The following is a 25,518-nucleotide window of genomic DNA, read 5'->3' on the forward strand; positions in this document are numbered from 1 at the left end:
TGTAACTCGTCTCTATACTGTCATTCCCGGCCGGGACACCCCGGCCCTCTCGTCGTCCGCTCTTATCGGATGAGGAACGAGAACTGGTCTATGTTCTTCAAAGCCACGCCCGTGCCTTTGGCCACAGCATGCAGGGGATCGTCGGCAATGCGGAAGGGGATACCTATCTTGTCGGTCAACCGTTTGTCCAAGCCTCTCAGCAGGGCACCGCCACCGGCCAGCCAGATACCGTTGCGCACGATGTCGGCATAGAGTTCGGGGGGGGTATGCTCGAGGGCGTTGAGTACGGCAGCCTCGATTTTCGAAATCGACTTTTCGATACAGTGGGCAATCTCCTGATACGAAACGGGTACCTCCATCGGCAGGGCCGTCATGCGGTTGGGACCGTGCACCACGTAATCTTCGGGGGGATTGTCGAGCTCGGTCAGAGCCGAACCGACGTTGATCTTGATCATCTCGGCCGTACGCTCGCCCACCTTCACATTGTGCTGGCGACCCATGTACTCCTGAATATCGCTCGTCAGGTCGTCGCCGGCTACCCGTATCGAGTTGTTCGACACGATACCGCCCAGCGAAATCACGGCGATTTCGGTCGTACCGCCACCTATATCTACAATCATGTTGCCCTCGGGAGCCAACACGTCGAGACCGATACCGATGGCGGCAGCCATAGGCTCGTAAATCATGTAGACGTCGCGGCCGCCGGCATGCTCCGACGAGTCGCGCACGGCACGAATCTCGACTTCGGTACTACCCGAAGGGATACCTATCACCATACGCAGCGAGGGCGAAAACCAGTGGCTCTTCGAGCTTACCATCTTCACCATGCCGCGAATCATCTGCTCGGCAGCGTAGAAGTCGGCAATCACACCGTCGCGCAAGGGGCGTATCGTGCGTATGTTCTCATGAGTCTTTTCATACATCAAACGAGCTTTTTCCCCGACTGCCAGCAGCTTGTCGGTACGCTTGTCCAACGCAACCACCGACGGCTCATCGACCACAATCTTGTCGTTGTGGATAATCACCGTATTGGCCGTACCCAAGTCGATGGCTATCTCCTGCGTGAAAGAAAACAATCCCATATTGACTATTCTTTTTTAATGTTTAATATTAGTGTTTGAAGTGCCGTATGCCGGTCATCACCATAGCCATGCCGTTCTTGTTGCAATAGTCGACCGACTCGTTGTCGCGAATCGAACCGCCCGGTTGTATCACGGCATTTACCCCGGCCTCGTGGGCTATCTCCACACAGTCGGCAAAGGGGAAGAAGGCATCGGATGCCATCACGGCTCCCTGCAAATCGAAGTGGAACGAACGGGCCTTCTCGATGGCCTGACGCAGGGCGTCGACACGCGAGGTCTGACCGATACCGCTGGCGCAGAGCTGACGGTTCTTGGCCAGTACGATGGCGTTCGATTTGCTATGTTTTACAATCTTGTTGGCAAACAGCAAGTCTTCGACTTCGGCAGGAGTTACCGACTTGTCGGTTACCTGGCGCAGCTCCTCGGGGTTCTCGCGATAGAGGTCGCGGTCTTGTACCAGCACGCCGTTGAGCAGCGAGCGGAACTGACGGGCAGGAGCCTGGAAGGGTTTCTGCACGAGCACGATGCGGTTTTTCTTCTGCTCCAGAATGGCGAGGGCCTCGGGGTCGTAAGCCGGAGCGATGCACACCTCGAAGAAGATTTTGTGCATCTCCTCGGCCGTAGCCTTGTCGACCGGACGGTTGGTGATGAGCACACCGCCGAAAGCCGATACGGGGTCGCCGGCCAGGGCATCTTTCCAAGCCTCGAGCAGCGTGTCGCGCGAGGCCAGACCGCAGGCGTTGTTGTGTTTCAGAATAGCGAAGGTGGTCTCGTCAAATTCCGAAATCAGCGAAACGGCTGCATCGATGTCGAGCAGGTTGTTGTACGAAATCTCCTTGCCGTGGAGTTGCTCGAACATCTCGTCGAAGTTGCCATAGAATACACCCTTCTGGTGGGGATTCTCGCCGTAGCGCAGCACCTTGGCGTGGTTGCCGGCATAGCGGAAGGCCGAGCCTTCGCCACCGTCGAAGTAGTTGAAGATGGCGCTGTCGTAGCCCGACGACACAGCGAATGCCTCTTTGGCAAACCAGCGGCGGTCTTCGAGCGAGGTGTTGGCACCCTTCTCTTTCAGCAGCGAGAGCAGCGGGGCATATTGGGCTTTCGAAGCCACGATGACTACATCCTTGTAATTCTTGGCAGCGGCCCGGATGAGCGAGATACCGCCTATATCTATCTTCTCGATGATGGCGCTCTCGTCGGCACCCGAAGCTACCGTCTCTTCAAACGGATAGAGGTCGACGATTACCAGATCGATCGAAGGTATTTCGTATTGAGCGATTTGCTGTTGGTCGGTTTCATTCTCCCGACGGTTGAGGATTCCGCCGAACACTTTGGGGTGAAGGGTCTTTACCCGGCCGCCCAGAATAGAGGGATAACCGGTCAGGTCCTCGACTGCACCGCAAGGGATTCCCAGCGATTCGATAAACGACTGCGTGCCGCCGGTCGAGATAAATTCTACTCCTTCGGCATGTAAGAGTTTCAAAATTTCGTCTAAGCCATCTTTATGAAAAACCGAGACAAGAGCTGTTTTAATTTTCTTATTTTCAAGCATAAAGCATTACACCATATAAATTTGCCACAAAAATACAAAAATATATAGGTTTTGCCTTGCATAATCGGCGAAAGTTTTTCATCAAGAGCCAAATCTTTTTATAGGACTCTCTTTTAACAAGGTTATCGCCTACGAATATCGAACAAAAGGGGAGGCGCGCTCGTTATCCTTTCTCAAAAAAACATACTCTTTAACCCGAAAAAAGAGAACGATTATGAAAAAACTAAGTCTATTTCTGGCGCTGCTGGCCTGTGCGGTTTCCGTCGTCGGGGCACAAGAGCGTACCATCACCGGCCAGGTTATCTTTGCCGACGACAACGAACCCATCATCGGGGCCACCATACTCGTACCGGGTACCTCGATAGGCACCAGTACCGACCTCGACGGCAACTTTACCCTCCGGGTTCCCGACTCGGCCCGCGAGGTGACCGTCTCGTACGTGGGCATGGCTACCCGGCAGGTTCCCATTGCCGACCGCATGGAGATCGTACTCGAGAATGCCGACCACAAAATCGACGAGGTGGTAGTCACCGCCCTGGGTATGAAGCGCGACCGCAAGGGGCTGGGCTATGCCGCCCAGGACCTGAAAGGCAACGAACTGAACAAGGCGGGTACCACCGGCCTCTCCGACGCCATGCAGGGCAAACTGTCGGGCGTGGAGATTGTACCCTCGAGCGGTATGCCGGGGGCCTCGTCGCAAGTGGTCATCCGGGGAGCCCGCTCCTTTACCGGCAACAACACCCCGCTCTATGTGGTCGACGGAATGCCCATCCAGTCGACCCCCGACTTCTCGACCGGCCAGAGCGTGAGCGGCACCGATATTGCCGACCGCTCCATCGACATCGACCCCAACGACATCGAGAGCATCAACGTGCTCAAGGGGCAGGCGGCGGCCGCCCTCTACGGCATCCGGGCCTCGAACGGTGTGGTGGTCATCACCACCAAGAGCGGGCGCGGGCTCTCGATCGGGCGACCTCACGTCACCTTCACCACCAACCTCAGTGCCGAGACGCTGTCGCGCCGCCCGCAGGTGCAGAAGCAGTGGGCCCAGGGCTATTACAGCGACTCGCAGCAGGCCCAACGGTTCGACCCCACCTCGTCGATGAGCTGGGGCCCCCGCATCGATGCTCTGCCCGACGACCCCACCTATGGCGGCAACGTGGCCACGGCCTTGAACAACTACGACACCTCGGGGACCCAAGGCCTCTACTATGTGCCCCAGCTGGCCCAGGCGGGCGAAAATCCCTGGGTAGCCCCCGACGTCTACGACAACATCGGCGACTTCTTCCGCACGGGGGTCACCTTCAACACCTCGCTCAACATCAGCCAGCGGTTCGAGAAGGGTAACTACTCGTTCGGTATCGGCACCGCCCAACAGGACGGCGTGATTCCCTCGACCGGCCTCACCCGCTACTCGGTGCGGGGCATGGCCGAGGTCAACCTTAGCGAAGAGTGGAAGACCGGCTTCTCGGCCAACTTCGTGCGCAACAACATCGACAAGGCCCCCACCGCCAACAGCGGCGTGCTGGGTGCCGTCTACGGCGCACCGCCCAGCTACAACCTGCGGGGCATTCCCTACGCGCTGCCCGAAGACCCCTATACCCAAATCAACTACCGCTCGCTCACCTTCAACAACCCCTACTGGGCCACGCGGCACAACTCGTTCAACGAGAACACGCACCGCTTCTTCGGCAACACCTTTGTCGAGTATACCCCCCGGATTGACTGGAGCAGCGACAAAAAACTCTCGACCCGCTGGCAAATCGGTATCGACGCCTACACCTCGTGCTACAAAAACATCTACGAATACGGTTCACAGGGGCAGGCCGGCAGCATCGAGTCGAACGGCGTGACCAACGTCATCTTCAACTCGCTCTTTACCGTCAACTACGAGATGAACATCACCGACGACTGGCACCTCACGGCCATGGTGGGCAACGAAATCAACCAGGAAAACAAAGCCTTTTACGAAGACTACGGCCAGAGCTTCAACTTCGGCGGCAACCCCACGATACAGAACACCGCGATACAGAGCGCATCGACCTCGGTACTGCGGGCCCGCACGGTGGGATTCTTCGGCAACGCCACCCTCTCGTGGCGCGACCAGGCCTACCTCAACGTCACCGGCCGTGAAGATGTGGTGTCGACCATGCCCCGCGGCCACCGCGCCTTCTTCTACCCCTCGGTGTCGGTAGCCTATGTGCTCACCGAACTGGAACCTCTGCGGGGAAACCCCGTCCTCACCTTTGCCAAGGTGCGGGGCTCGTTTGCCCAGGTAGGGCAGGCAGGCCGCTACTACAACAACTACTACGTCACCCCCAGCTATACCGGCGGCTTCTGGAGCAATCCGCCCATACTCTACCCCCTCAACGGCATTACCGCTTATGTGCCTTATGCCGAGCTGTACGACCCCGACCTGACGCCACAGAACACCAACTCGTTCGAAGCGGGATTCGACCTGCGGCTCTTCCACAACCGGCTTGCCGCCAGCTACACCTTCTCGCGGCAGAACATCAAGAACCAGATATTCCCCGTGCCGCTGGCCGGTTCGACCGGCGCCGCCCAATACGTGACCAACGGCGGTAAGATACACACCGACGCCCACGAGATAGAGCTGAACGGCGAGATTTACTCCACGGCCGACATCACCTGGGACCTGGGAGTCAACTTCACCGTCATCCGCAACCGGGTCGACGAGCTGGCTCCTGGTGTGACCAACATCTTCCTCGGCGGCTTCGTCACGCCGCAGGTCCGGGCCGGTGTGGGCGACTACTACCCGGTCATCTACGGTACCGCCTTCAAGCGCGACAGCCAGGGCCGCATCCTGGTCGACGAAGACCCCAACAGCGCTACCTACGGCATGCCCATGGCTTCGGGCAACCCGCAGGTCATCGGGCAGTGCGCCCCCGATTTCACGATGGGCATCAACACCTCGTTCCGCTACAAGCGGCTTTCGCTCTCGGCCACCTTCTCATGGCGGCACGGCGGCGACATGTATTCGGGCACCAACGGCCTGATGGACCTCTACGGCATCAGCAAGAAGACCGAAGACCGCACCACCCCCTTCGTCTATCCCGGCTATAAGGCCGACGGCACCCCCAACGACATCGTGCGGGGCGGAGCCGACGATGCCGGAGCCTACGAGACCCTCTATGCCGACGTGCTGGGAAACATCGACGAGTCGTACATCTACGACGCTTCGTTCTTCAAACTGCGCGACCTCACCGTCAAATACCAGTTCCCCCGCGTCGGAATATTCGACATCTCGCTCTTTGCCTTTGCCCGCAACGTGCTGCTGTGGGCCAAGATGCCCAACCTCGACCCCGAGTCGTCGCAGGGCAACAACAACATGAGCGGTACCTTCGAGCGATTCTCCCTGCCCCAGACCTCGAGCTACGGAGGGGGACTCACTGTAACTTTCTAACCTTCAAACACGACATGGATATGAAAAAGCTCATCTATATCTTCTGCGCCGCCAGCCTGCTCACCGCCTGTACCGACGACGTGATGGACCGCCTCAACCGCAACGAAAACGACCCCGAAGAGGTGCCGGCCCGCTACCTCCTCACCGATGCCGAAACGGCTTCGGCCGTCAGTGTCGTTTCGGGCGACTTCGCCTTCTATACGGCTGTTTACATGGAACAGCAGGCGGGCATCTTCAACCAGATGTACAACGCCGAGATGCGTCTCGCCGAGGTCTACTCGGCCGCTACCTTCAACAACGCCTGGAATGCCACCTACCGCAACCTGCTCGCCCTCAGGATTATCCGCGAACGCTGCGCAGCCGGCGGTGCCGAGGCAGGCTCGAACCATCTGCTGGGTATGGCTCAGGTGCTCACGGCGCTGAACCTGGCTACCCTCACCGACCTCATGGGCGATATTCCCTGGAGCGAAGCCCTGCAACCCGGTGCCGTTTACCAACCGAAGCTCGACAGTCAGGAGTCCATCTACCAGGATGTCTTCGACCTGCTCAACGAGGCTATCGACAACCTGCGGAAAGAGGACCTGGCTACCCTCACTCCGGTAGGAGCGCAAGACCTCATCTACGGCACGCTCGATGCCGACCGACAGGCCGAACTCTGGATCAAGGCGGCCTACGGTCTGAAGGCCCGCTATGCCCTCCGCCTCTCCTTCCGCGAACCGCGCTACGACCAGGTAATCGACTATGCCGACAGCTCCTTTGTCTCATCCGACGAACAACTGGCCTACCCCTACGACGGCAGCTCGTCGATCAACCCCTTCTATGCCTTCTACCTGAACCGCCGCTACTTCGGGGCCAGCGAGAGCCTGCACCAGAAGCTCGTCGAGCGGAACGACCCGCGCGAAAGCCTCTTCTTCAAAGCCTATCCCGGTACCGGCCAACTGGTGTTCGCCCCCAACGGCGCACCCGAGCAACGGCAGGGCTACTACGGCATATCGGGTCTGCTCTCGCCTACACGCCCCACCCTGCTGCTCAGCTACCACGAATTGCAGTTTGTCAAGGCCGAGGCGCAAACCCGACTGGGCCAGACCGGCGATGCCATCGGCTCGCTCTACAACGCCGTGGTGGCCGCCTTTGCCCAGGTGGGTCTCTCGGCCAGTGAGGCCGACGACTATTTCCAGAACGTCGTCCTGCCCCGCTTCGAGGCCGACCCCCTCGGCGAAATCATCAACCAGAAGTATCTGGCCTGCTACGAGGGCGAGGTGCTGGAGACCTACCACGACTACCGGCGCCTCCTGGCCATGGGCGAGGGTGACCTCCTGCCGCTCGCCAATCCCCTGCCCTTCCCGCTGCGGCTCCCCTACGGCAACAGCGACGTGGTGAGCAACGACCATGTGGCCCAGGCCTACGGCAACGGCGACTACGTCACCACCGAACCGGTGTGGTGGGCCGGAGGCAGCCGATAGCGAATCGAACAAAGTCTGTCATTGTCAACCTTTCAAAAGCAGCCGGCTCCGCTTCCGGGGGAATCTCCCCGGGGCGGAGCCGGTCGTTTATCCTATCGCGGTTATCCTCGAGACAAGCCGCGGCATTTATCGGTTCTTGCGCATGGTATAGCGGCTGATGCCCAGGCTCTCGTAGCTGCGGCGCAGCTCCTCGTCGTTGTCCGAGATGACCAGCAGCCGGTCGCCCGGCTCGAGCTGAGTATGCCCTTTAGGTACGAAATATTGCGTGCCCCGCTTCACCATCACCACCAGCGTATTGTCGGGCAGCGAGAGGTTCAGCAGCTTGTTGCCGCCCGCCAACGTCTCCTCGGTCAGCTCTATCTCACTCATGGCCGACTTGATTTCATCGGGCAGCGCCACGTTGAAAATCTCCTTCTCCTCGCTCTTGCCAATCAGTCCCAGCCAACGGGCCATGGCACTCACGGTGGTGCCCTGCACCAGCAGCGAGACGATAGTCACGAAAAAGACCACGTTGAAAATCATGCGGGCATTGGGTATCTCGGCCGACATGAGCGGATAGGTGGCAAAGATGATGGGCACGGCTCCCCGCAATCCCACCCACGACACATAGACGCGGGCCCGGGTCGTGAACTTGCGGAAAGGCAGCAGACTCACAAAGACCGAGAGCGGACGCGAAACCACTATCATAAAGAGGGCGACCAGCAGACTCACACCGGCCACGGCGGGCAGCTCCGAGGGGTTGACCAGCAACCCCAGCGTGAGGAACATCACAATCTGGAACAGCCAGGTAAAACCGTCGAAAAAGGTGGTGAGACTACGCTTGTGCACCAACTTGCGGTTGCCCACCACCAACCCGGCGATATAGACAGCCAGATAACCGTTGCCCTGCAACAGGTTGGTAAAGGCAAAGACAAAGAAGACACAGGCCAGCAGCAACACGGGATAGAGCGACTCGTTGGGCACGTCGATGCGGTTGATCACCCACACGATGGCATACCCCAGCGCGAAACCCAATGCCGCCCCTACGACCAGTTGCAGCACCAGCAGCAGGATGGCATCGCCCCAGTCGACCGTACCGATTTCGATAATCTGGATAAGCAGCAGGGTGAGCATATAGGCCATGGGGTCGTTACTGCCGCTCTCCAACTCGAGCGTGGGACGCAACCGCTCTTTCAGCGAAATGCCCTTCGACCGCAGAATCGAAAAGACCGAAGCCGAGTCGGTCGACGACATCACGGCCGCCAGCAACATCGACTCGAGCAGCCCCAGCTGAAAATCGCCGGGCAGGAAATCGGAGAGCGAATAGATGAAAAGTCCCGTGATGACCGTCGTCATCAGCACCCCCAGCGTGGCCAGCGTCACACCCGGGGCCAGTACCGGTTTTATCTCGCGATACGAGGTATCCATACCGCCCGAAAACAGGATGATACACAGGGCCACCGTACCGATAAACTGGGCCGCCGGCGCACTGTCGAAGTGGATGCCGAACCCGTCGGAGCCGGCCAACATGCCCACCCCCAGAAACAGCAACAGGGCAGGCACTCCGAACCGGGCACCGGTTTTACCTACAAGCACACTCAGGAACAACAAAACGGCTCCTACCAACAAAACATTTTCGGGACTGATAACCATAAAACTCTCTTTTCGAAAAAACGGAACAAAGATAAATGATAGTGAAAGTCGAGAGCAAGAGCAAAGGGAATCGCAGTTTTTACTTTGACTATGCCGAGCCGCATCCTCTCTTCGTGGTACAAAGATAAATAAAAAGCGCGAGACCTACAACACCACACCCTCCGGCGGGGAGATAAAAGCGCCCCTTTTCTCCTTGAACAAAAGATTTTGAGAAGTGTTTAATAGACAATCATTTTAACCACACGTCAAATATGAAAAAATCGGATATAGGTCTCGTGGGACTGGCCGTCATGGGCGAGAACCTGGCCATCAACCTCGAGTCGAAAGGCTACCGGGTGTCGCTCTACAACCGGCTGCACCCCCACACGCCGCAGGTCGTCGACCGCTTTCTGGCCAGCCAGGGCGAGGCGAAACGGTTTTACCCCACCTATTCGCTGGCCGAGCTGGTGGAGTCGCTCGAGAGGCCGCGCAAAATTCTGTTGATGATTCGGGCCGGCGAACCGGTCGACGAGACCCTCGCCGCCCTGCTCCCGCTGCTGTCGCGGGGCGACATCGTCATCGACGGCGGCAACTCCGACTATCGCGACACCCGACGTCGGCAACAGACGCTGCGCGAGAAGGGTATCTACCTGGTAGGATGCGGCATCTCGGGTGGCGAAGAGGGAGCCTTGCACGGCCCCTCGATCATGCCGGGCGGCGACGAAGCGGTGGCCGGCGAGGTGCTGCCGCTGTTGCAGGCTATCGCTGCCCGACTCGACGACGGTACCCCCTGCTGTGCCTGGACAGGCCCCGACGGCTCGGGACACTTTGTCAAGACGGTACACAACGGCATCGAATACGGCGACATGCAACTCATCGCCGAGACCTACTCGCTGCTGCGCATCAAACTGAAAAACGACCACGAGGCGATGGCCGACACCTTCGAAGCGTGGAACAGAGGGGTGCTGGAGAGCTACCTCATCGGCATTACCGCCCCCATCCTGCGCTATCGGGAGGAAGACGGCGGCTATCTGATAGACCGCATTGCCGACCGGGCCCGCCAGAAAGGCACCGGCAAATGGAGCGTCGAGGCGGCCCTCGACAGTGCCACCCCGCTCTCCGTCACCACCCAGTCGGTCTTTGCCCGCTTCCTCTCCGACCGGGCGCAAGAGCGCACCCGGGCACACAGGCTCTACCCCGACATCGACCCGTCTCCCCTCCTCGACCTCGATGTCGACGACCTGCACCATGCCCTCTACGCCGCCAAAATCATGGCCTATGCCCAGGGGTTCGACCTGCTCTACCAGACCTCCGTGCAGTACGACTGGCACCTCAACCTCTCGACCCTGGCCACCATCTGGCGCAAGGGGTGCATCATCCAATCGCGTTTTCTCCGCGAGATTGCCACCGTATACCGGCAGGCCGGCCACTACGAACCGCTGCTCTTCAACCCCTACTTCCGCGAGAAGATAAGCCTCTGCCTCCCCTCCTGGCGCCGAGTGGTGGGGGCGGCACTCTCGGCCGGAGTAGCCCTGCCGGCTCTGACGGCAGCACTTACGGCCTTCGACGGCTGGCGGTGTGCCAAGTCGCCCGCCAACCTCATACAGGCCCAGCGCGACTACTTCGGGGCCCATCTCTACGAACGGGTCGATGCCCCCGAGGGGGTACTTTTCCACACCGACTGGCTCCGCCGCGAGCCGACCCACACGCCCCAATCTACCCAACCCGATTAACGAAACAACCGCTATGAACAAAATACCCGACAGTCAGATTCTGGTGATTTTCGGCGCCTCGGGCGACCTGACTCACCGCAAACTCATCCCCGCCCTCTTCGAGCTTTTCGAGCGAAAACTCCTCCCCGCGAAATTCCTCATCGTGGGGGTGGCCCGCACCCGGCAGAATACCGAGGAGTTCCGCCAGTCGCTCCTCGACTCGATGATTCAAAACCGCACCACCTATGCCATCGACAACCCGCACCTGACCGATTTCCTGCGCAGCGTCTACTACATCGTGTGCGACACCACCCGGGGCGAAGCCTACGAAGCGCTGTTCCGGGAGATTGAGCAACTGCGCAACGCCGCCGGCATCGACGACAACCTGCTTTTCTATCTGGCCACACCGCCGGTGATGTATCCGACAATCGCCTCCTCCATCGAGGCCCGGCACCAAAACCGGTCGGTCGAGGGGTGGCGACGCATCATCATCGAGAAGCCCTACGGCAGCAACGAGGCCGAGGCCCGCGCGCTCGACCGGCTGCTCTGCGCCATCTTCCCCGAGCGCGAAATCTACCGCATCGACCACTTTCTGGGAAAGGAGACGGTGCAGAACATTCTGGTGCTGCGCTTTGCCAACAGCATTTGGGAACCGCTGTGGAACCGCAACTACATCGACCACATCGAAATCACGGCTACCGAGACGCTGGGGGTAGAGCAACGCGGTCTCTACTACGATTCGGCCGGGGCCCTGCGCGACATGGTGCAGAGCCATCTGCTGCAAATCATGGCCTTCATCGCCATGGAGCCGCCCGCTACCTTCGAGCCCGAGGCCATTCGCGACGAAATAGCCAAGGTGTTCCGTTCGCTGCGGCCGCTCTCGCCCGACGACATCGCCCGCCACACCCTGCGGGGGCAATATGCGACCGGCACCGTCGACGGTCAAAAGGTACCCGCCTACCGCGACGAACCCCGTGTCGACCCGCAATCGACCACCGAGACCTTCGCAGCCCTCAAGCTCTACATCGACAACTGGCGCTGGGCCGACGTGCCCATCTACATCTACACCGGCAAACGGCTGGCCGAGAAGCGGTCGGAGGTGGTCATCCACTTCCGCAACACGCCCCGCACCTTCTTCCCGGGGCAGTGCTGCGGCAACTCGTGCAACCAACTGGTCATCACCCTGCAACCCGACGAGAGCATCCGCCTGCGGTTCGGGCTGAAGCAACCCGGCACCAACTTCGAGGTGAGCCAGGTGAGCATGGACTTCTTCTACTCGTCGCTTATCGAGACCCGCCTGCCCGGCGCCTACGAACGGCTGCTGCTCGACGCCATGCGGGGCGACTCGCTGCTCTACTCGCGCAGCGATGCCCTGGAGCTGAGCTGGCACTTCCTGGCTCCGCTGCTCGAGAGCTGGGAGCGCGACGGAGACGAAGGCCTCATCACCTACCCCGCCGGCTGCAAAATACCCCGCGAGGTGGTCGACCGCATCCTGCCCGATCCCTGTCTGCTCGAAGAAAATGCCTGTACCCTTTGTAATACCCGTCGCCCATGAACTCGACCCCCGTACAATTCTACCCCGATGCCGCCAAATCGCTCATCGCCCTCACCGAAGCTCTGCTCGTCTCGGTAGCGGCCCGCACCCGCAAACCCTTCTACCTGGCCCTCTCGGGCGGCGAGACGGCACAGCAGCTCTTTGCGTTGTGGCGCAGCCGCTACAACGACCCCGTGCGCTGGAAAAACGTGCACTTCTTTTGGGTAGACGAGCGGTGTGTGTCGCCCGACAGCGAGGTGAGCAATTTCTATTGGGCCAACCACCTCTTCTTCATCCCCACAGGAATACCGCCCGAACACATCCACCGCATCCGGGGCGAGGAGCCTCCCGCCCGGGAGGCCGAACGATATGCCCGCCTCATTGCCGGGCTTCTGCCCGACCACGAGGGGGTACCACGGTTCGACTGCACCCTGCTGGGCATCGGCGAAGACGAACACGTGGCCTCGATATTCGGCAACGACACCGACCTGCTGCGCTCGGACGACCTCTATGCCGTATCGCAACAACCCGTCACCGGGCAATACCGGGTGACGCAGACCGGCGAGGTGATACTCGCCTCCCGCGAAATACTCATTGCATTGGTTGGGGAACGGAAAAAAGAGCTGCTGCACCGGCTGGTTACCCGCCAGGAACCCACGGTGACACCCGCCACCTACATACTCTCGCACACGTCGCGGGCTACTATCTTCACCGAGATTGAACTACACAGCCGGGAACTGTCACTTTAACAGGTCGGGGCGCAGACGACGCGTGCGCTCGAGCGACTGTTCGTGTTTCCACTCATCGATTTTGCGCTGATGCCCCGAGAGCAGCACATCGGGCACACGCCACCCCTTGTACTCGGCCGGGCGCGTATAGACCGGCGGGGCCAGCAGGTTGTCCTGAAACGAATCGGAGAGGGCCGACTGCTCGTCGCCGATGGCTCCGGGGATAAGCCGCACGATGGCATCGCACATGATGGCCGCCGCCAACTCGCCGCCGGTGAGCACATAGTCGCCTATCGACACCTCTTTGGTGATGAAGTGCTCGCGTATGCGGTAGTCGATGCCCTTGTAGTGGCCGCACAGAATAATGAGGTTGCCCGCCATCGAAAGGCTGTTGGCCATGGGCTGGTCGAACTGTTCGCCGTCGGGGGTGGTGAAAATCACCTCGTCGTACTCCCGTTCGCTCTTCAACTGGGTGATGGCCCGGTCCACCGGCTCAATCTGCATCACCATACCGGCCTCGCCCCCAAAGGGATAGTCGTCGACCTTGCGGTGCTTGTCGAGCGAATAGTCCCGCAGGTTGTGGACCACAATCTCGACCAGTTTCTTATCTTGCGCCCGCTTCAGAATGGAGTAGTTCAACGGGCTCTGCAACAACTCGGGCAATACGGTGATAATATCGATGCGCATCATAACACTCACAATTTGTCTGCAAAGGTAGCCTTTTCCCCCGGTTTCGCAAACTCGGGAAGGGCAATCTCGCACCCGATGCAATCAAGCCATATTTCTTACAACAACTTTTTGAGATCCTCTACATCGGGCAGAGCCTTTCTCAACCGTTCGGGCATATCCGATGCCGTTTTATAGGTAGCAACTCCCATAGGCTTATCGTAATCCCGAATCGCATATTCGGCATACGCTTTATCGGCACTTTTGCATAGCACGATACCTATCGAAGGATTTTCATTCGGCTTACGCACAAAATCGTCCAATACCCGCAAATACATGTTTAACTGACCGAGATACGCCGTTTTGAATGGCCCTGTCTTCAGTTCAACAGCCACCAAAGCCGAAAGTTCCCGATTAAAAAAGAGCAAATCTATCACATGCGTATGGCCCAACGCTTCGACCTGAAACTGATTTCCCACAAAAGCAAAGTCCCGACCAAAGGTCATAATGAAATTCTTGATATTCTGAACAATCTTATTCTCTACAACTCTTTCATCTATATCCTCAATGTCTCGAGCGCCGAGCTCTTCCACATTGATAAAATCAAGCAGATACTCATCTTTGAACGTCATTACGGCCCTGCGAGCCAATTCGGCCGTCGGTAACTTTTCCATAAAGTTGTTGGCCAACGCACCTTGCTTGTGATAAACATCCTCACGTATTAACCGTTTTAATGAATCGACACTCAGGTATTCTCGAGCACTTAGCTTTATGTAGAAATAACGCTCTTCAATGGACTTAACTTGCGACAAGATGGCTATATGATGAGTAAAACCGATTTTGAAAAATTCCTCTACCGGAAAATCTTTGAAGTTCGGCAGTTGTAATTGCCGAATTTCTGCGGAACTGTCATCCTCTGTACAACCTTCCTCTGGTAAATCGGCAGTTACAACTGCCGATTTAGAATCCAATGATTGCCACTCTTCATAAAACGTGCGCATATTCTTCAAATTACGTTCCGAAAAGCCCCGGAGCCCAGGCAGCTCCATCTGCAATCTATTACTGATAAATGCAATAGCCCCTGTCCCCCAATATTCCTTACGAGAATTTTGAGAAATATAACGGCCAATACCATAATACAAAACCAACTGCTCCCTATTCACGAGCTTGGCAGCCCGATATTGGCTCTGCAATATGGCAATTTTAATCGCTCGAACGGCTTCACCATATTTGGCCTCAGACAATTTATTCATTTCCATACCTGCTTGCACGCCCTCAAAAAATTCGATTTACACTCTTTTCATTCCCCCAACGGAGGTTTACAAATATATCATTTATATACGATTCGACCACTATCTGTTCTTATTTATTCTTCCCTATTTCGAGCTATTCGCTTGAACATGATTTATATCTCGAAAAAAAGCGCTACCTTTGCGCCCTGAAAAACAGGTAAAAGATGATTACGGTAAACAACTTAGGTATTCAATTTGGTAAAAGAGTTCTTTTCCAAGACGTTAATTTGAAGTTCACCCCGGGCAACTGCTACGGCATTATCGGAGCCAACGGCGCCGGGAAATCGACCCTTATGCGCATCTTGAGCAACCAGCTCGAGCCCACGCACGGCACCGTCACCCTGGGGCCGGGCGAACGACTTTCGGTCTTGAGTCAGGACCACTTTGCTTTCGACGAGTTTACCGTCATCAATACCGTGCTGATGGGCCACACCGTGCTGTGGGACATCATGCAGGAGAAGGATGCCCTCTATGCCAAACCCGACTTCAGCGATGCCGACGGCATCCGCGCCGCCGAGCTTGAAGAGAAGTTTGCCGAGCTCGAGGGGTGGAACGCCGAGAGCGACGCCGCTACCCTGCTGAGCGGCCTGGGCATCAAGGAAGACAAGCACTACATGCTGATGAAGGACTTGAGCGGTAAGGAGAAGGTGCGCGTGCTGCTGGCCAAGGCACTCTTCGGCCACCCCGACAACCTGCTGCTCGACGAGCCTACCAACGACCTCGACCTCGAGACGGTGATGTGGCTCGAAAACTACCTCGCCAACTTCGAGAACACCGTGCTGGTGGTGTCGCACGACCGTCACTTCCTCGACTCGGTCTGCACCCACACGGTCGACATCGACTTCGGCAAGGTGCAACTCTTTGCCGGTAACTACAGTTTCTGGTACGAGTCGAGCCAGTTGGCCCTGCGTCAGCAACAGCAACAGAACAAGAAGGCCGAAGAGAAGCGCAAGGAGCTGCTCGAGTTTATCCAGCGATTCAGCGCCAACGTGGCCAAATCGAAACAGACCACCAGCCGCAAGAAGATGCTCGAGAAACTCACCATCGAGGAGATTCAACCCTCGTCGCGCCGCTACCCGGGCATCATCTTCACCCCCTCGCGCGAGCCGGGCAACAAGATTCTCGAGGTGAAAGGGCTCGAAAAGTCGATCGAGGGCACGCTGCTCTTCAAGGATGTGAACTTCTCGATCGAGAAGGACGACAAGGTGGCCTTCATCTCGCACGACCCGCGTGCCATGACTGCCCTCTTCGAGATTATCAACGGCGAGATGAAACCCGATGCCGGCACCTACGAGTGGGGACAGACCATCACCACGGCCTACCTGCCGCTCGACAACAGCTCGTTTTTCAACACCGACATGAATCTGATCGACTGGCTGGCCCAGTTCTCCGAAGACACCAGCGAGCTCTACCTCAAAGGCTTTCTGGGCCGCATGCTCTTCTCGGGCGAAGAGCTGCTCAAGAAGGCTTCGGTCCTCTCGGGCGGTGAGAAGATGCGCTGCATGATTGCCCGCATGATGCTCAAGAATGCCAACACCATGATACTCGACTCGCCCACCAACCACCTCGACCTCGAGTCGATACAGGCCTTCAACAACACGTTGCAGAGCTTCAAGGGCAACGTGCTGCTCTCGTCGCACGACCACGAGTTCATCCAGACGGTCTGCAACCGCATCATCGAGCTCACCCCCGGCGGCATCATCGACAAGATGATGGACTACGACGACTACATCACCGACGAAAAGGTGCAGGCCGCCCGCGAACGATTGTACAACTTATAAACAAGATATTCGGTTATGGTAAAACACATTGTCACTTTCAAACTCACCGGCACACCCGAGGAACGCAAAGAGGTGGCCACCCGATTCAAAAACGCCCTGCTCGAATTGCCCGCCGTTATCGACGTGCTCCGCAGCATCGAAGTGGGTATCAACGAAAATCCCGCCGAGAGCTGGGATGTAGTGCTCACCGCTACCGTCGACTGCATGGCCGACGTGGAGACCTATGCCAAACACCCGGCTCACGTAGCTGCCGCCGGCTTGCTGGCCGGTCACAAGGCCGACCGCGCCTGCGTCGACTACACCTGCTAAACCCGGCCGGAAACGACATAAAAAAAACGAGAGCGGAAAATCGGGGAAACCCGGTCTTTCGCTCTCGTCGTATTTCATACGACCCTCCCTGGCGGGGAGCCTCAAACTTTTCTAAAAGTCAGGCAACCGCAGTTGCCAGTTTTTGTTGCAACAGGGCTGTTAACTCCTGGCACATGGCGCCATTTCCCATGGCACGATACTTCGCTATCTGATACCGAAGCATCTCTACTGTCATTTGTTCTTTCATCATAATTCAGCCTTTTGTGTTCTCCACCCGTTGTGGGGAACGATTTATTCTTTACTCTTTTTACAAGGACAAAGATAATACCATTTCCGAGAAAAACATGTTGTACAACATAAAAAATATGTTGCTTTTTTATGTATTTTATATTTCACGCTCAATTAACCCTCGACCTATACAACTATTAACAAAATAAATTTCAATAGTTTATCCCCGAATCGGCAAAGATTTTACCAGCCCGCCATTTTTTTATACTTTTGTACTGACAGAAAAGCTGCCAACCAACCGAAAGGAGAGACCATGCCCGTAAAGATTCCCGCATCGCTGCCGGCTGTCGAGATACTCAAAGCCGAAAACATTTTCGTCATGGACGACCTGCGTGCCTCCACGCAGGACATTCGCCCGCTCAGGCTACTCATTCTCAACCTGATGCCGTTGAAGATCGTCACCGAGACCGACCTGCTGCGGCTCATCTCGAACACCCCGCTGCAAATCGAGCTCGACCTGATGAACGTCTCGGGCCACATCTCGCACAACACCCCCGTCGAGCATATCGACACCTTTTACAAGGATTTCAGCGAGATACGCACCCACAACTACGACGGCATGATCATCACCGGCGCACCGGTCGAACGGCTCGACTTCGAGAAGGTTGACTACTGGGACCAGCTGACCGAGATTTTCGACTGGGCCCGTACCCACGTCACCTCCACACTCTACATCTGCTGGGCGGCGCTGGCGGGGCTCTACCACTTCTACGGCATACCCAAGCATGCACTGCCCCACAAGCTGTTCGGCGTGTTCACCCACCACAAACACGACGAGAAGAATCCCATCTTCCGCGGCTTCGACGACCGCTTCGAGGTGCCTCACAGCCGCTACTCCGAGGTGCGCCGCAGCGACATCGAGCGGAACCCCGAGCTCACCATCCTCTCCGAGTCGGAAGAGGCGGGGGTCTACATGGTCATGGCACGCGGCTGTCGCGAGTTCTTCATCACGGGCCACTCCGAATACTCGGCCCTCACGCTCGACATCGAGTACCGGCGCGACCGGGCCAAGGGGCTCGACATCGCCCTGCCCCGCAACTACTACCCCGGCGACAACCCCGACAACCCGCCCGTGGTCACCTGGCGGGGACACGCCAATCTGCTCTTTACCAACTGGCTCAACTACTTTGTATATCAACAAACTCCTTATAATCTGAACGATATTCGATGACAAACGCTCGCCGCATAGAACTGTTGGCTCCCGCCAAAAATGCAGAGATAGGGAAAGAGGCCATCCTCCACGGGGCCGATGCCGTCTACATAGGTGCACCCCGGTTCGGTGCCCGGGCCGCGGCCGGCAACAGCCTCGACGACCTGGCCGGGCTCGTCGACTTTGCCCACCGTTTCGATGCCCGCATCTACATCACTTTCAACACCTTGCTCTACGACCGCGAACTGGCCGAGGCCGAGCGGCTCATCCGCCAGCTCTACCACATCGGGGTCGATGCCCTCATCGTGCAGGACATGGGCATCACCCGGCTCGACATTCCGCCCATTGCCCTGCATGCCAGCACGCAGACCGACAACCGTACCCCCGAGAAGGTGCAGTTTCTCGAACGGTGCGGATTCTCGCAGGTGGTTTTGGCCCGGGAGCTCTCGCTCGACGAGATACGAGCCATCAGCGCTACGGTGCAGGTTCCGCTCGAGGTATTTGTGCACGGGGCCCTCTGTGTAAGTTACAGCGGGCAGTGCTACCTGAGCCAGGCCCTGTGCGGCCGCAGTGCCAATCGGGGCGAGTGTGCCCAGTATTGCCGGTTGCCCTACACGCTCGTCGACGGCCGCGGCCGCATCGTAGCCCGCGACAAGCACCTGCTCTCGCTGCGCGACCTCAACCAGAGCGACCGCCTCGAAGAGTTGCTCGATGCCGGCGTCACCTCGCTCAAAATCGAGGGGAGGCTCAAGGAGATGGCCTACGTGAAAAACTGCACCGCCTACTACCGGCAGACGCTCGACCGCATCTTCGAGCGGCGGCCCGAGTACCGCCGCTCCTCGACCGGCAGCTCGATTATCGACTTTACCCCCCGGCTCGAAAAGAGTTTCAACCGGGGCTTTACCCACTACTTTCTCGACGGACGCACCGCCGCCCCCATTGCCTCGCCCGACACCCCCAAGTCGCTGGGCGAACGTGTAGGCCAGGTAAAACAGACCGACCGCAACTCGTTTGTCGTGGCCGGGACCACCTCGCTGCACAACGGCGACGGGCTCTGCTTCGTCAACAGCCGGGGCGAGTTCGAAGGGGTACGGGTCAACCGGGCCGAAGGGAACCGCATCTACCCCGCCTCGCGCATCGACATCGCCCCCCGCACGGTGCTCTATCGCAACCTCGATTTCGAGTTTGAGAAACAGCTTGCCCGCCCCACGGCCGACCGCCGCATCGGGGTAACCATGCGACTCTATACCGTGCCCGACGGTTTTGCCCTCACCCTCACCGACGAGAACGGCCTCTCGGTGACCGTGCGCGAAGAGGCACAGCACCAGCCGGCCCGCACCCCGCAGCAGGAGACGCAACAGAAACAACTGGGCAAACTGGGCACCTCCGTCTACACTGCCACACGCATCGACATCGCCCTCGACGAGAGCCTCTTCATCCCCGCCTCTACCCTGTCGAAACTGCGGCAACGGGGCGTCGAATGGCTCGACCGCGCCCGCCGCATCGCCTGCCGACCCGAACGCCGTCGGCCCGAGGAGCTCACGGCCCGATTCCCGCAAAACGCCATCAACTACCTGGGCAACGTGTCGAACCACCTGGCCGAGCAGTTCTACCGCGACCACGGCGTCACGAGCATAGCACCCGCTTTCGAGACGAAACCCGTCGAAGGGGTACCCCTCATGTTCACGCGCCACTGCATCCGCTACATGCTGGGATATTGCAGGAAGACTCCCGCCGGCAAGGAGTTGCCCGAACCGCTCACCCTGCTCTACAAGGGCGAACGACTGGCCCTGCACTTCGACTGCCAGGCGTGCCAGATGACCATACAGCGAGAGGCGAAATAGGCCCCATTCATACAGTCAACAGCCACATATTAAACTACATAGAGCACGACGGCTTGTCTCATTTCGGAGACAAGCCGTCGTGCTTTCCTCCTTTTTCAGATTTTTTACCACATGCCCACTTTCATCTTTAGCCCAGACTTAATATTATAAAAACACAATCTATCGGGATAAAGTCTTTTTTATCAGCCAGAAATTCATATCTTTGTAAAAATTTTCTTACCACCATCAAGAACACACTTCTATGAAAAAACAGTTTTTGACTTTTTTGTCGTTGATTTTGGCATTTGCCGCATCGGCTCAAAACCTGCGCGAAACGGTGGCCATCGTACGCCCCAAACTCAGTGAAACCACACAAACCTTCCTGGCCGACTTCAGCAAATCGCTTCGCGGCGACGGGTTCCATGCGGCAGCCGACGTACTCCAGAACTACGGGAAGGGCTCGTTCGGTACCGGTTTTGCCTACCGCGACAAACACAACAACCGGTTGTACATCATCACTAACCGCCACGTGGTGGAACAGGCCGACCGGGTCGACATCGAGTTTTCACTGCCCGACAACAGCACCAAGCGATTCGACGCGTGCCCGGTAGTAGGCGTACACGACGACTTCGACCTGGCCTTTATCGCCCTACCCGAAGGAGCCAACGTGCCTGCCCTCGAGACTACCGACCAGAGCATAACCGACGGCACAACCGTATTCACGGCCGGCTTCCCGGCCTTGGAAGACCGCCCCTCGTGGCAGTTCGGACAAGGCATCGTGTCGAATGCCAATGCCCTCATCAAGTCGTTGACCAACAGCAAAGAGCTCCCCTTGATACAACACACGGCGCAGGTCGATGCCGGTAGCTCGGGCGGTCCGCTGCTCATCCGTGACGAACAGGCTGCCACCGGTTACGCCGTGATTGGTATCAACACCTGGAAAGCCGCCGGCCGCGAAAACACCAACTTCGCCATCCCGGCACGCGCCATCGACGACCTGCTGCAAAACTACCCGAGCAATACCCAGCTCCTGCTCACCCGCGACGAAGTGTCGAAGCGAGCCACCGGGATGCTCCAGGCCGCCCAGTCGTCCTACCAGGCCATGATGCCCTTCGTTTCGTACCAATACGTGTCGAATATCTCGGCCGACACCTTCTACGACCTGGTCATCGCCGCCTCCGATCCGGCAACCGACGCCATGGAATCGTGCTTCGAGCAAGGGAGTCCGCTCGAGGGTATCCGCATCGGATTGGCCGACATCATCTGCCGCCAGTTCTCGGGCAAGAATTATACCTTCTCTACGGTAGCCAGCCTCGATACACTCACCCGGAAGGCCGAGGTGGTCTACACCGCAGGCAACAAAAGCATCTCCACCCAATGGATGATGGAGCAGGGGCGCTGGCGGCTGGTCGATGCCGAGAATGTGAAGGCCAGCAACATCGAGCCCAACGGCATCTCCAAGAGCTACGGCTTCGGCACGTCGGTCTATCTGGGCCTCATCTCCCCGCTTAACAACGCATTCGACCTGTCGTACAGCCTGGCCTTCAAGCGTACCATACTCACCTTCGTGACCTACGAGATTACGGGGTCGCTCCTGAAAATCAACACCGAGAAGACGGAGTGGGAAGATTTGAACGAAGTGATCAAACCCGGTACCCAGAATGTATTCGACATCGATTTCAACCTGGGCGGACAACTGCCCGTCAAGTGCGGCCCCATCTACCTCGTACCCTACGCCAAGGTGCTGGGCGGTCTCTATCTCGGCTCCGACCTGACCGGCATCGACTACGGATTCGGCGCCGGTGTAGAGGTAGCCTACAAGTTCGGGTATCAAAACTACGTATTCATCAACCTGGGCTATCTGGGCAAGAAGATGAAACCGTTTGACGACCAGGAATACCGCATGAAGTCGAAGACTCTTTCGGGTCTGGCCTGCTCGATAGGTATCAGTTTTTAACCCCGAAAAAACTCACCACCTCATAAAGCAGCCCGGCAGACCATGCGTCCGTCGGGCTGTTTTTTTTATCGCTGTCTCCCCCCGCTTCGGGGTGAGAATCCTGTTTTCTGTCTAATCGGGCTCTTGTTCCAGAAACTCCACCAATTGCCGGTATAGCGGATTGCGGGCCAGCAACGCGCTGTTGCCCAGCACGAAGAGTTGACACCGAGCCCGGGTGAGGGCCACATTCAACTTACGGTCGATGAGCTGGCCCGCCTCCTCGGTATAGCTGGGCAGCCACTCGAGCTGCCGCTCGTCGTTCACCGAAAACGAGTAGACGATGCAATCGCTCTGCGACCCCTGGAACCGCTCGACCGTATCGATGCGTATCGCGTCGAATGCCGCCACCTGCAACCGGTCGAGCTCCTGACGGATGCGGGCTATCTGGTGCCGGTACGGGGTGATGATACCGACCGACTGGCGACCGAACTCGAGTCCGTTGCGGCCATATAGCCGATAGAGGGCATGCACGATTTGGGCCACCTTGCGGGCCTCCTCGTCGTTGTATTTCTTGCCGGCATACACCGTAGCGGTGGGCAGGAAAGCCAATCGCCGCGTGGCCACGAGCTGCTCCCACTCATCGTCGCCCCTGCGGGTAAACGGCAGCGGCGAAACCTGATGGTCGGCCGTGCCGTTGTGCAGCAGGCCGTGATAGAAATAGCGGTTGGCAAAGGCGGCTATGTCGGGGTGCATGCGCCATTGGCAATCGAGCATGTCGGCAAAGGGCGACCCCTCGGGCAACGAGCGGTAGAGGCGTTCGAAGAGCGACACCCGGCAATCGGTGAAGCCGGCGGCCCGCAGACGGCTGTCGGTGATGGCCGACTCCTCGGGCGGCTCCACCACGATAGCGGGCAGCTGCTTGTGGTCGCCGATGAGAATAAACTTGCCTATGGCATCGCGCCCCGTAGGCGTAGCGGCCGAGAGCACCCCCACAAGCTGGGGTTCGAGTATCTGCGAAGCCTCGTCGACGATGGCCACATCGAACCGCTTGAGGCTGAAGAGCTCGGTCTTGCTCGAGAGCGACGACAGCGTGGCCACGAAGATGCGGCATTCGCCGATGGTACGGCTCACCTCCTCGCGGTTCCGGCACAACTTCATGCGCTCCGACAAGAGGTGCGACCGATAAGCCACATCGCACGAGAGGGTCTGCCCCACCCGTATGTAGTCGTCCACCTCGGCAATCGAGTCGAGTTTGTCGCAAATCTCGTCGACCGCCCGGTTGGTATAGGCCATCAGTAATATCTGACAGTCGGATATGGCCATGAACTCCCGCACCATGTGGCGCAGGGCCATCGAGGTCTTGCCCGTGCCCGGCGGCCCCACCAGCAGAAAGTAGTCGTCGGCCTGCATCGCCCGGGTGAGGATGCGTGCCAGGTGCGGATTGTCGTAGTCGTAGGTCAGCCGGCGCAACCCGTTGCGCTGCGGCTGTTCGTCAGCATCGCCCGTGAGCAGCCCGCGCCGGTGCGGCGAGGCCCCCAACAGCGTGTAGAGACCCTTGTACTGGGTGGTAAACGAGGAGTCGACATAGTCGTGCTCGATGGCATAGAGCGACTCGGCCGGCAGAGCCCCGGCAAAGAGCTGGCTGTCGCGCAGCCGCAGCACGATGCGTTCGGGCGAAAGCGTGGCCACGGTCGCCTTGAATATCTGGCAAGTCGACACCTGGTCGGCCTCACGGTCACATCGGTAAAAAAGTACGATATCGCCCTCCCTGAAATCGGGCAGCAACCGCTCGCCCGAGAGAGCAAACTCCACCTCGGGAGTCTCGGCCGCCGCATCGTTGCGCACCAGCCTCAACCCGGTGAACATATACCCCTCCTGCTCCTTCTCGCTGCGCGACATGCGCCACAGCGAGGCAGCCCCCGAGATGCCCGAACCCGAGGCATACCCCACTTTCGACAGGTAGTGCTCGCGCGCCACAAAGGCATAGAACCGGTAGAAATAACTCAGGGCCAGCAGATTGTCGGGCCGGCGCTCGAGGCGGGCACGCCCCTGCTGGATTTCGGGACGGATATAGCGGTCGGTAAACCGGCTGGGCCAGGGAATCAGATTCTCCACACTCAACTGGCTGGTGAGCCACTCGGCCTGCGAGGCCCCGTAACGGGCCACATCGCGCTCGGCCGCCACTATCCTGTTACGCAGATTGACGAGGGTGCGCAGCTCGTCGGGCGTCGCTACCACCGGCCGCAACAGCCCGTCGGGGTAACGGCTGCGGGCATAGAGCAGGAAGAACCGCTGCTCGTCGAGGCGCACCCCCAGCACACTCTGCATCATCAACTGGTAGAGCACCGACTGGGCCCGGTGCGGCGGGGCTATCTTCGTACAGTTCTCCTCGGGGAAGGGCGGACGCCCCGCCTTCAACTCGATGCCGCACAGCCCGCCCTCGCGCTGCAGAAAGTCGAGACGCCCCTGCAACCCCAGCGCCTCGCACACAAATGCAGGCTCGACCATGGCCCGCCGGCGGTCTATCGACTGGGCCGGCAACACATGCTCCATGAGTAGCTGCAACGTGTCGAACTGCTGGCGAAGGGTCTGGAAAAACGAGCGGTCTATCGACTGGGTAGCGGCAAATTCGGTAGGATAGCGGGCGAACAACTTGGGCATCAGCAACTCGAAGGTAACCGCCCGGCAATCGTCGGCCGTCACCAGCTCGTCGAACATCAGGTTCACCGAGTTACCCAGCAGTATCGAGTCGGTCACCGCCTTGGGCCGGATACGGTTCCAGAAGTAGCGTTGCCACCCCGCCCCATACTCCTGCACACACTCGGCCAGAGCACTCACATCGACCAGGTAGTCGGGCTCCAAAACCAGATAGTGCGGCAGCAGCGCATCGTCGACCACCGCCACATCGACCAGATTCAACCGCGAGCCCGGCTCGACCAGACGCAACGTCTCGTCAAACTCGCCGTTCACCCCGGCCCGGTGCACAAGCACCCGCATCTCGGCCGGCAGATCCGGCTCGTCGAGGCGCACCCGCAGCCCCTCCTCGCCTACCGCTATCACTTCGGCTCCGATGCGGCGCAACGGGTCAAATTCATACGCTTCTCTCTCGGGGTGATTCATCGCTATTCCTCGCTTTTCTCCCTACAAAAATACCCAATCGCCGCCAG

Annotated in this window: 17 protein-coding genes; 10 read left to right on the plus strand and 7 right to left on the minus strand. The window is 58.5% G+C overall.

What is annotated here, in order from left to right; all coding sequences use genetic code 11:
- Positions 1-62: 62 nt before the first annotated feature.
- Positions 63-1,082 (minus strand): rod shape-determining protein, encoded by a 1,020-nt coding sequence (locus B5F38_RS04900; protein ID WP_087408191.1) that lies wholly within the window; start codon positions 1,080-1,082, stop codon positions 63-65.
- A gap of 28 nt (positions 1,083-1,110) precedes the next feature.
- Positions 1,111-2,634, minus strand: a complete 1,524-nt coding sequence (purH, locus tag B5F38_RS04905; protein WP_087408192.1) for a bifunctional phosphoribosylaminoimidazolecarboxamide formyltransferase/IMP cyclohydrolase — start codon at positions 2,632-2,634, stop codon at positions 1,111-1,113.
- A 211-nt stretch (positions 2,635-2,845) separates the two neighbouring features.
- Here purH and B5F38_RS04910 point away from each other — a divergent pair, with 211 nt between their 5' ends.
- Both B5F38_RS04910 and B5F38_RS04915 read left to right on the plus strand, forming a co-directional pair.
- Positions 2,846-6,058 (plus strand): SusC/RagA family TonB-linked outer membrane protein, encoded by a 3,213-nt coding sequence (locus B5F38_RS04910; protein WP_241147809.1) that lies wholly within the window; start codon positions 2,846-2,848, stop codon positions 6,056-6,058.
- A gap of 20 nt (positions 6,059-6,078) precedes the next feature.
- Positions 6,079-7,521, plus strand: a complete 1,443-nt coding sequence (locus B5F38_RS04915; RefSeq protein WP_087408194.1) for a SusD/RagB family nutrient-binding outer membrane lipoprotein — start codon at positions 6,079-6,081, stop codon at positions 7,519-7,521.
- Positions 7,522-7,647: 126 nt separating this feature from the next.
- Here B5F38_RS04915 and B5F38_RS04920 read toward each other — a convergent pair whose 3' ends face one another.
- Positions 7,648-9,153 carry a potassium/proton antiporter gene (locus B5F38_RS04920; protein WP_087408195.1) on the minus strand — a complete coding sequence of 502 codons (1,506 nt, stop codon included), beginning with the start codon at positions 9,151-9,153 and terminating at the stop codon, positions 7,648-7,650.
- A 251-nt stretch (positions 9,154-9,404) separates the two neighbouring features.
- On the opposite strand from B5F38_RS04920, the gene gnd reads away from it, so the two are divergent.
- The 3 genes from gnd to B5F38_RS04935 are packed head-to-tail and all read left to right on the plus strand — an operon-like array spanning position 9,405 to position 13,127.
- Complete coding sequence (gnd, locus tag B5F38_RS04925) at positions 9,405-10,865, plus strand: decarboxylating NADP(+)-dependent phosphogluconate dehydrogenase (RefSeq protein ID WP_087408196.1); 1,461 nt, start codon at positions 9,405-9,407, stop codon at positions 10,863-10,865.
- Positions 10,866-10,878: 13 nt separating this feature from the next.
- Positions 10,879-12,399: a glucose-6-phosphate dehydrogenase gene (zwf, locus tag B5F38_RS04930; RefSeq protein ID WP_087408197.1), complete on the plus strand. Its 1,521-nt coding sequence runs from the start codon at positions 10,879-10,881 to the stop codon at positions 12,397-12,399.
- The gene (locus B5F38_RS04935) at positions 12,396-13,127 is read left to right on the plus strand and encodes a 6-phosphogluconolactonase (RefSeq protein WP_087408198.1); all 732 of its coding nucleotides are present in this window, start codon (positions 12,396-12,398) and stop codon (positions 13,125-13,127) included. Before zwf ends, B5F38_RS04935 begins: the two co-directional genes overlap by 4 nt.
- On the opposite strand, the gene trmD is transcribed toward B5F38_RS04935, so the two are convergent.
- Complete coding sequence (gene trmD / locus B5F38_RS04940; protein WP_206422479.1) at positions 13,119-13,793, minus strand: tRNA (guanosine(37)-N1)-methyltransferase TrmD; 675 nt, start codon at positions 13,791-13,793, stop codon at positions 13,119-13,121. The two genes, B5F38_RS04935 and trmD, sit on opposite strands and share 9 nt — an antisense overlap.
- A 98-nt stretch (positions 13,794-13,891) precedes the next feature.
- Positions 13,892-15,031: a PDDEXK nuclease domain-containing protein gene (locus B5F38_RS04945; RefSeq protein ID WP_087408288.1), complete on the minus strand. Its 1,140-nt coding sequence runs from the start codon at positions 15,029-15,031 to the stop codon at positions 13,892-13,894.
- Between the two features lie 197 nt (positions 15,032-15,228).
- Between B5F38_RS04945 and B5F38_RS04950 the strand changes: the two genes are divergently transcribed.
- Together B5F38_RS04950 and B5F38_RS04955 are read left to right on the plus strand one after the other, a co-directional pair.
- Positions 15,229-16,845, plus strand: a complete 1,617-nt coding sequence (locus B5F38_RS04950) for an ATP-binding cassette domain-containing protein (protein WP_087408200.1) — start codon at positions 15,229-15,231, stop codon at positions 16,843-16,845.
- A 15-nt stretch (positions 16,846-16,860) separates the two neighbouring features.
- The gene (locus tag B5F38_RS04955; RefSeq protein ID WP_025278172.1) at positions 16,861-17,154 is read left to right on the plus strand and encodes a Dabb family protein; all 294 of its coding nucleotides are present in this window, start codon (positions 16,861-16,863) and stop codon (positions 17,152-17,154) included.
- A gap of 118 nt (positions 17,155-17,272) precedes the next feature.
- Here the strand turns inward: B5F38_RS04955 and B5F38_RS14550 are convergent, their stop codons facing one another.
- Positions 17,273-17,404 carry a hypothetical protein gene (locus B5F38_RS14550; protein ID WP_255376493.1) on the minus strand — a complete coding sequence of 44 codons (132 nt, stop codon included), beginning with the start codon at positions 17,402-17,404 and terminating at the stop codon, positions 17,273-17,275.
- A gap of 291 nt (positions 17,405-17,695) precedes the next feature.
- Between B5F38_RS14550 and metA the strand changes: the two genes are divergently transcribed.
- From metA to B5F38_RS04970, 3 genes are all read left to right on the plus strand, one after another.
- Positions 17,696-18,613, plus strand: a complete 918-nt coding sequence (gene metA / locus B5F38_RS04960) for a homoserine O-succinyltransferase (protein ID WP_087408201.1) — start codon at positions 17,696-17,698, stop codon at positions 18,611-18,613.
- The gene (locus tag B5F38_RS04965; RefSeq protein ID WP_087408202.1) at positions 18,610-20,436 is read left to right on the plus strand and encodes a U32 family peptidase; all 1,827 of its coding nucleotides are present in this window, start codon (positions 18,610-18,612) and stop codon (positions 20,434-20,436) included. The genes metA and B5F38_RS04965 overlap by 4 nt, the downstream gene beginning before the upstream one ends.
- Before the next feature lie 241 nt (positions 20,437-20,677).
- Positions 20,678-22,372: a serine protease gene (locus tag B5F38_RS04970; RefSeq protein ID WP_087408203.1), complete on the plus strand. Its 1,695-nt coding sequence runs from the start codon at positions 20,678-20,680 to the stop codon at positions 22,370-22,372.
- Between the two features lie 111 nt (positions 22,373-22,483).
- On the opposite strand, the gene B5F38_RS04975 is transcribed toward B5F38_RS04970, so the two are convergent.
- Positions 22,484-25,471, minus strand: coding sequence for an AAA domain-containing protein (locus B5F38_RS04975; protein ID WP_087408204.1), 2,988 nt, complete (start codon positions 25,469-25,471; stop codon positions 22,484-22,486).
- Between the last annotated feature and the right edge of the window lie 47 nt (positions 25,472-25,518).

The organism is Barnesiella sp. An22 (assembly GCF_002159975.1).
GTDB classification, from domain to species: domain Bacteria; phylum Bacteroidota; class Bacteroidia; order Bacteroidales; family Barnesiellaceae; genus Barnesiella; species Barnesiella merdigallinarum.

Excerpts from the sequence above, each read along its gene's own strand:
- B5F38_RS04900 (WP_087408191.1), bottom strand. The coding sequence starts at position 1,082 with ATGGGATTGTTTTCTTTCACGCAGGAGATAGCCATCGACTTGGGTACG.
- purH (WP_087408192.1), bottom strand. The coding sequence starts at position 2,634 with ATGCTTGAAAATAAGAAAATTAAAACAGCTCTTGTCTCGGTTTTTCAT.
- B5F38_RS04915 (WP_087408194.1), top strand. The coding sequence starts at position 6,079 with ATGAAAAAGCTCATCTATATCTTCTGCGCCGCCAGCCTGCTCACCGCC.
- B5F38_RS04920 (WP_087408195.1), bottom strand. The coding sequence starts at position 9,153 with ATGGTTATCAGTCCCGAAAATGTTTTGTTGGTAGGAGCCGTTTTGTTG.
- gnd (WP_087408196.1), top strand. The coding sequence starts at position 9,405 with ATGAAAAAATCGGATATAGGTCTCGTGGGACTGGCCGTCATGGGCGAG.
- zwf (WP_087408197.1), top strand. The coding sequence starts at position 10,879 with ATGAACAAAATACCCGACAGTCAGATTCTGGTGATTTTCGGCGCCTCG.
- B5F38_RS04935 (WP_087408198.1), top strand. The coding sequence starts at position 12,396 with ATGAACTCGACCCCCGTACAATTCTACCCCGATGCCGCCAAATCGCTC.
- trmD (WP_206422479.1), bottom strand. The coding sequence starts at position 13,793 with ATGCGCATCGATATTATCACCGTATTGCCCGAGTTGTTGCAGAGCCCG.
- B5F38_RS04945 (WP_087408288.1), bottom strand. The coding sequence starts at position 15,031 with ATGGAAATGAATAAATTGTCTGAGGCCAAATATGGTGAAGCCGTTCGA.
- B5F38_RS04950 (WP_087408200.1), top strand. The coding sequence starts at position 15,229 with ATGATTACGGTAAACAACTTAGGTATTCAATTTGGTAAAAGAGTTCTT.
- B5F38_RS04955 (WP_025278172.1), top strand. The coding sequence starts at position 16,861 with ATGGTAAAACACATTGTCACTTTCAAACTCACCGGCACACCCGAGGAA.
- B5F38_RS14550 (WP_255376493.1), bottom strand. The coding sequence starts at position 17,404 with ATGATGAAAGAACAAATGACAGTAGAGATGCTTCGGTATCAGATAGCG.
- metA (WP_087408201.1), top strand. The coding sequence starts at position 17,696 with ATGCCCGTAAAGATTCCCGCATCGCTGCCGGCTGTCGAGATACTCAAA.
- B5F38_RS04965 (WP_087408202.1), top strand. The coding sequence starts at position 18,610 with ATGACAAACGCTCGCCGCATAGAACTGTTGGCTCCCGCCAAAAATGCA.
- B5F38_RS04970 (WP_087408203.1), top strand. The coding sequence starts at position 20,678 with ATGAAAAAACAGTTTTTGACTTTTTTGTCGTTGATTTTGGCATTTGCC.
- B5F38_RS04975 (WP_087408204.1), bottom strand. The coding sequence starts at position 25,471 with ATGAATCACCCCGAGAGAGAAGCGTATGAATTTGACCCGTTGCGCCGC.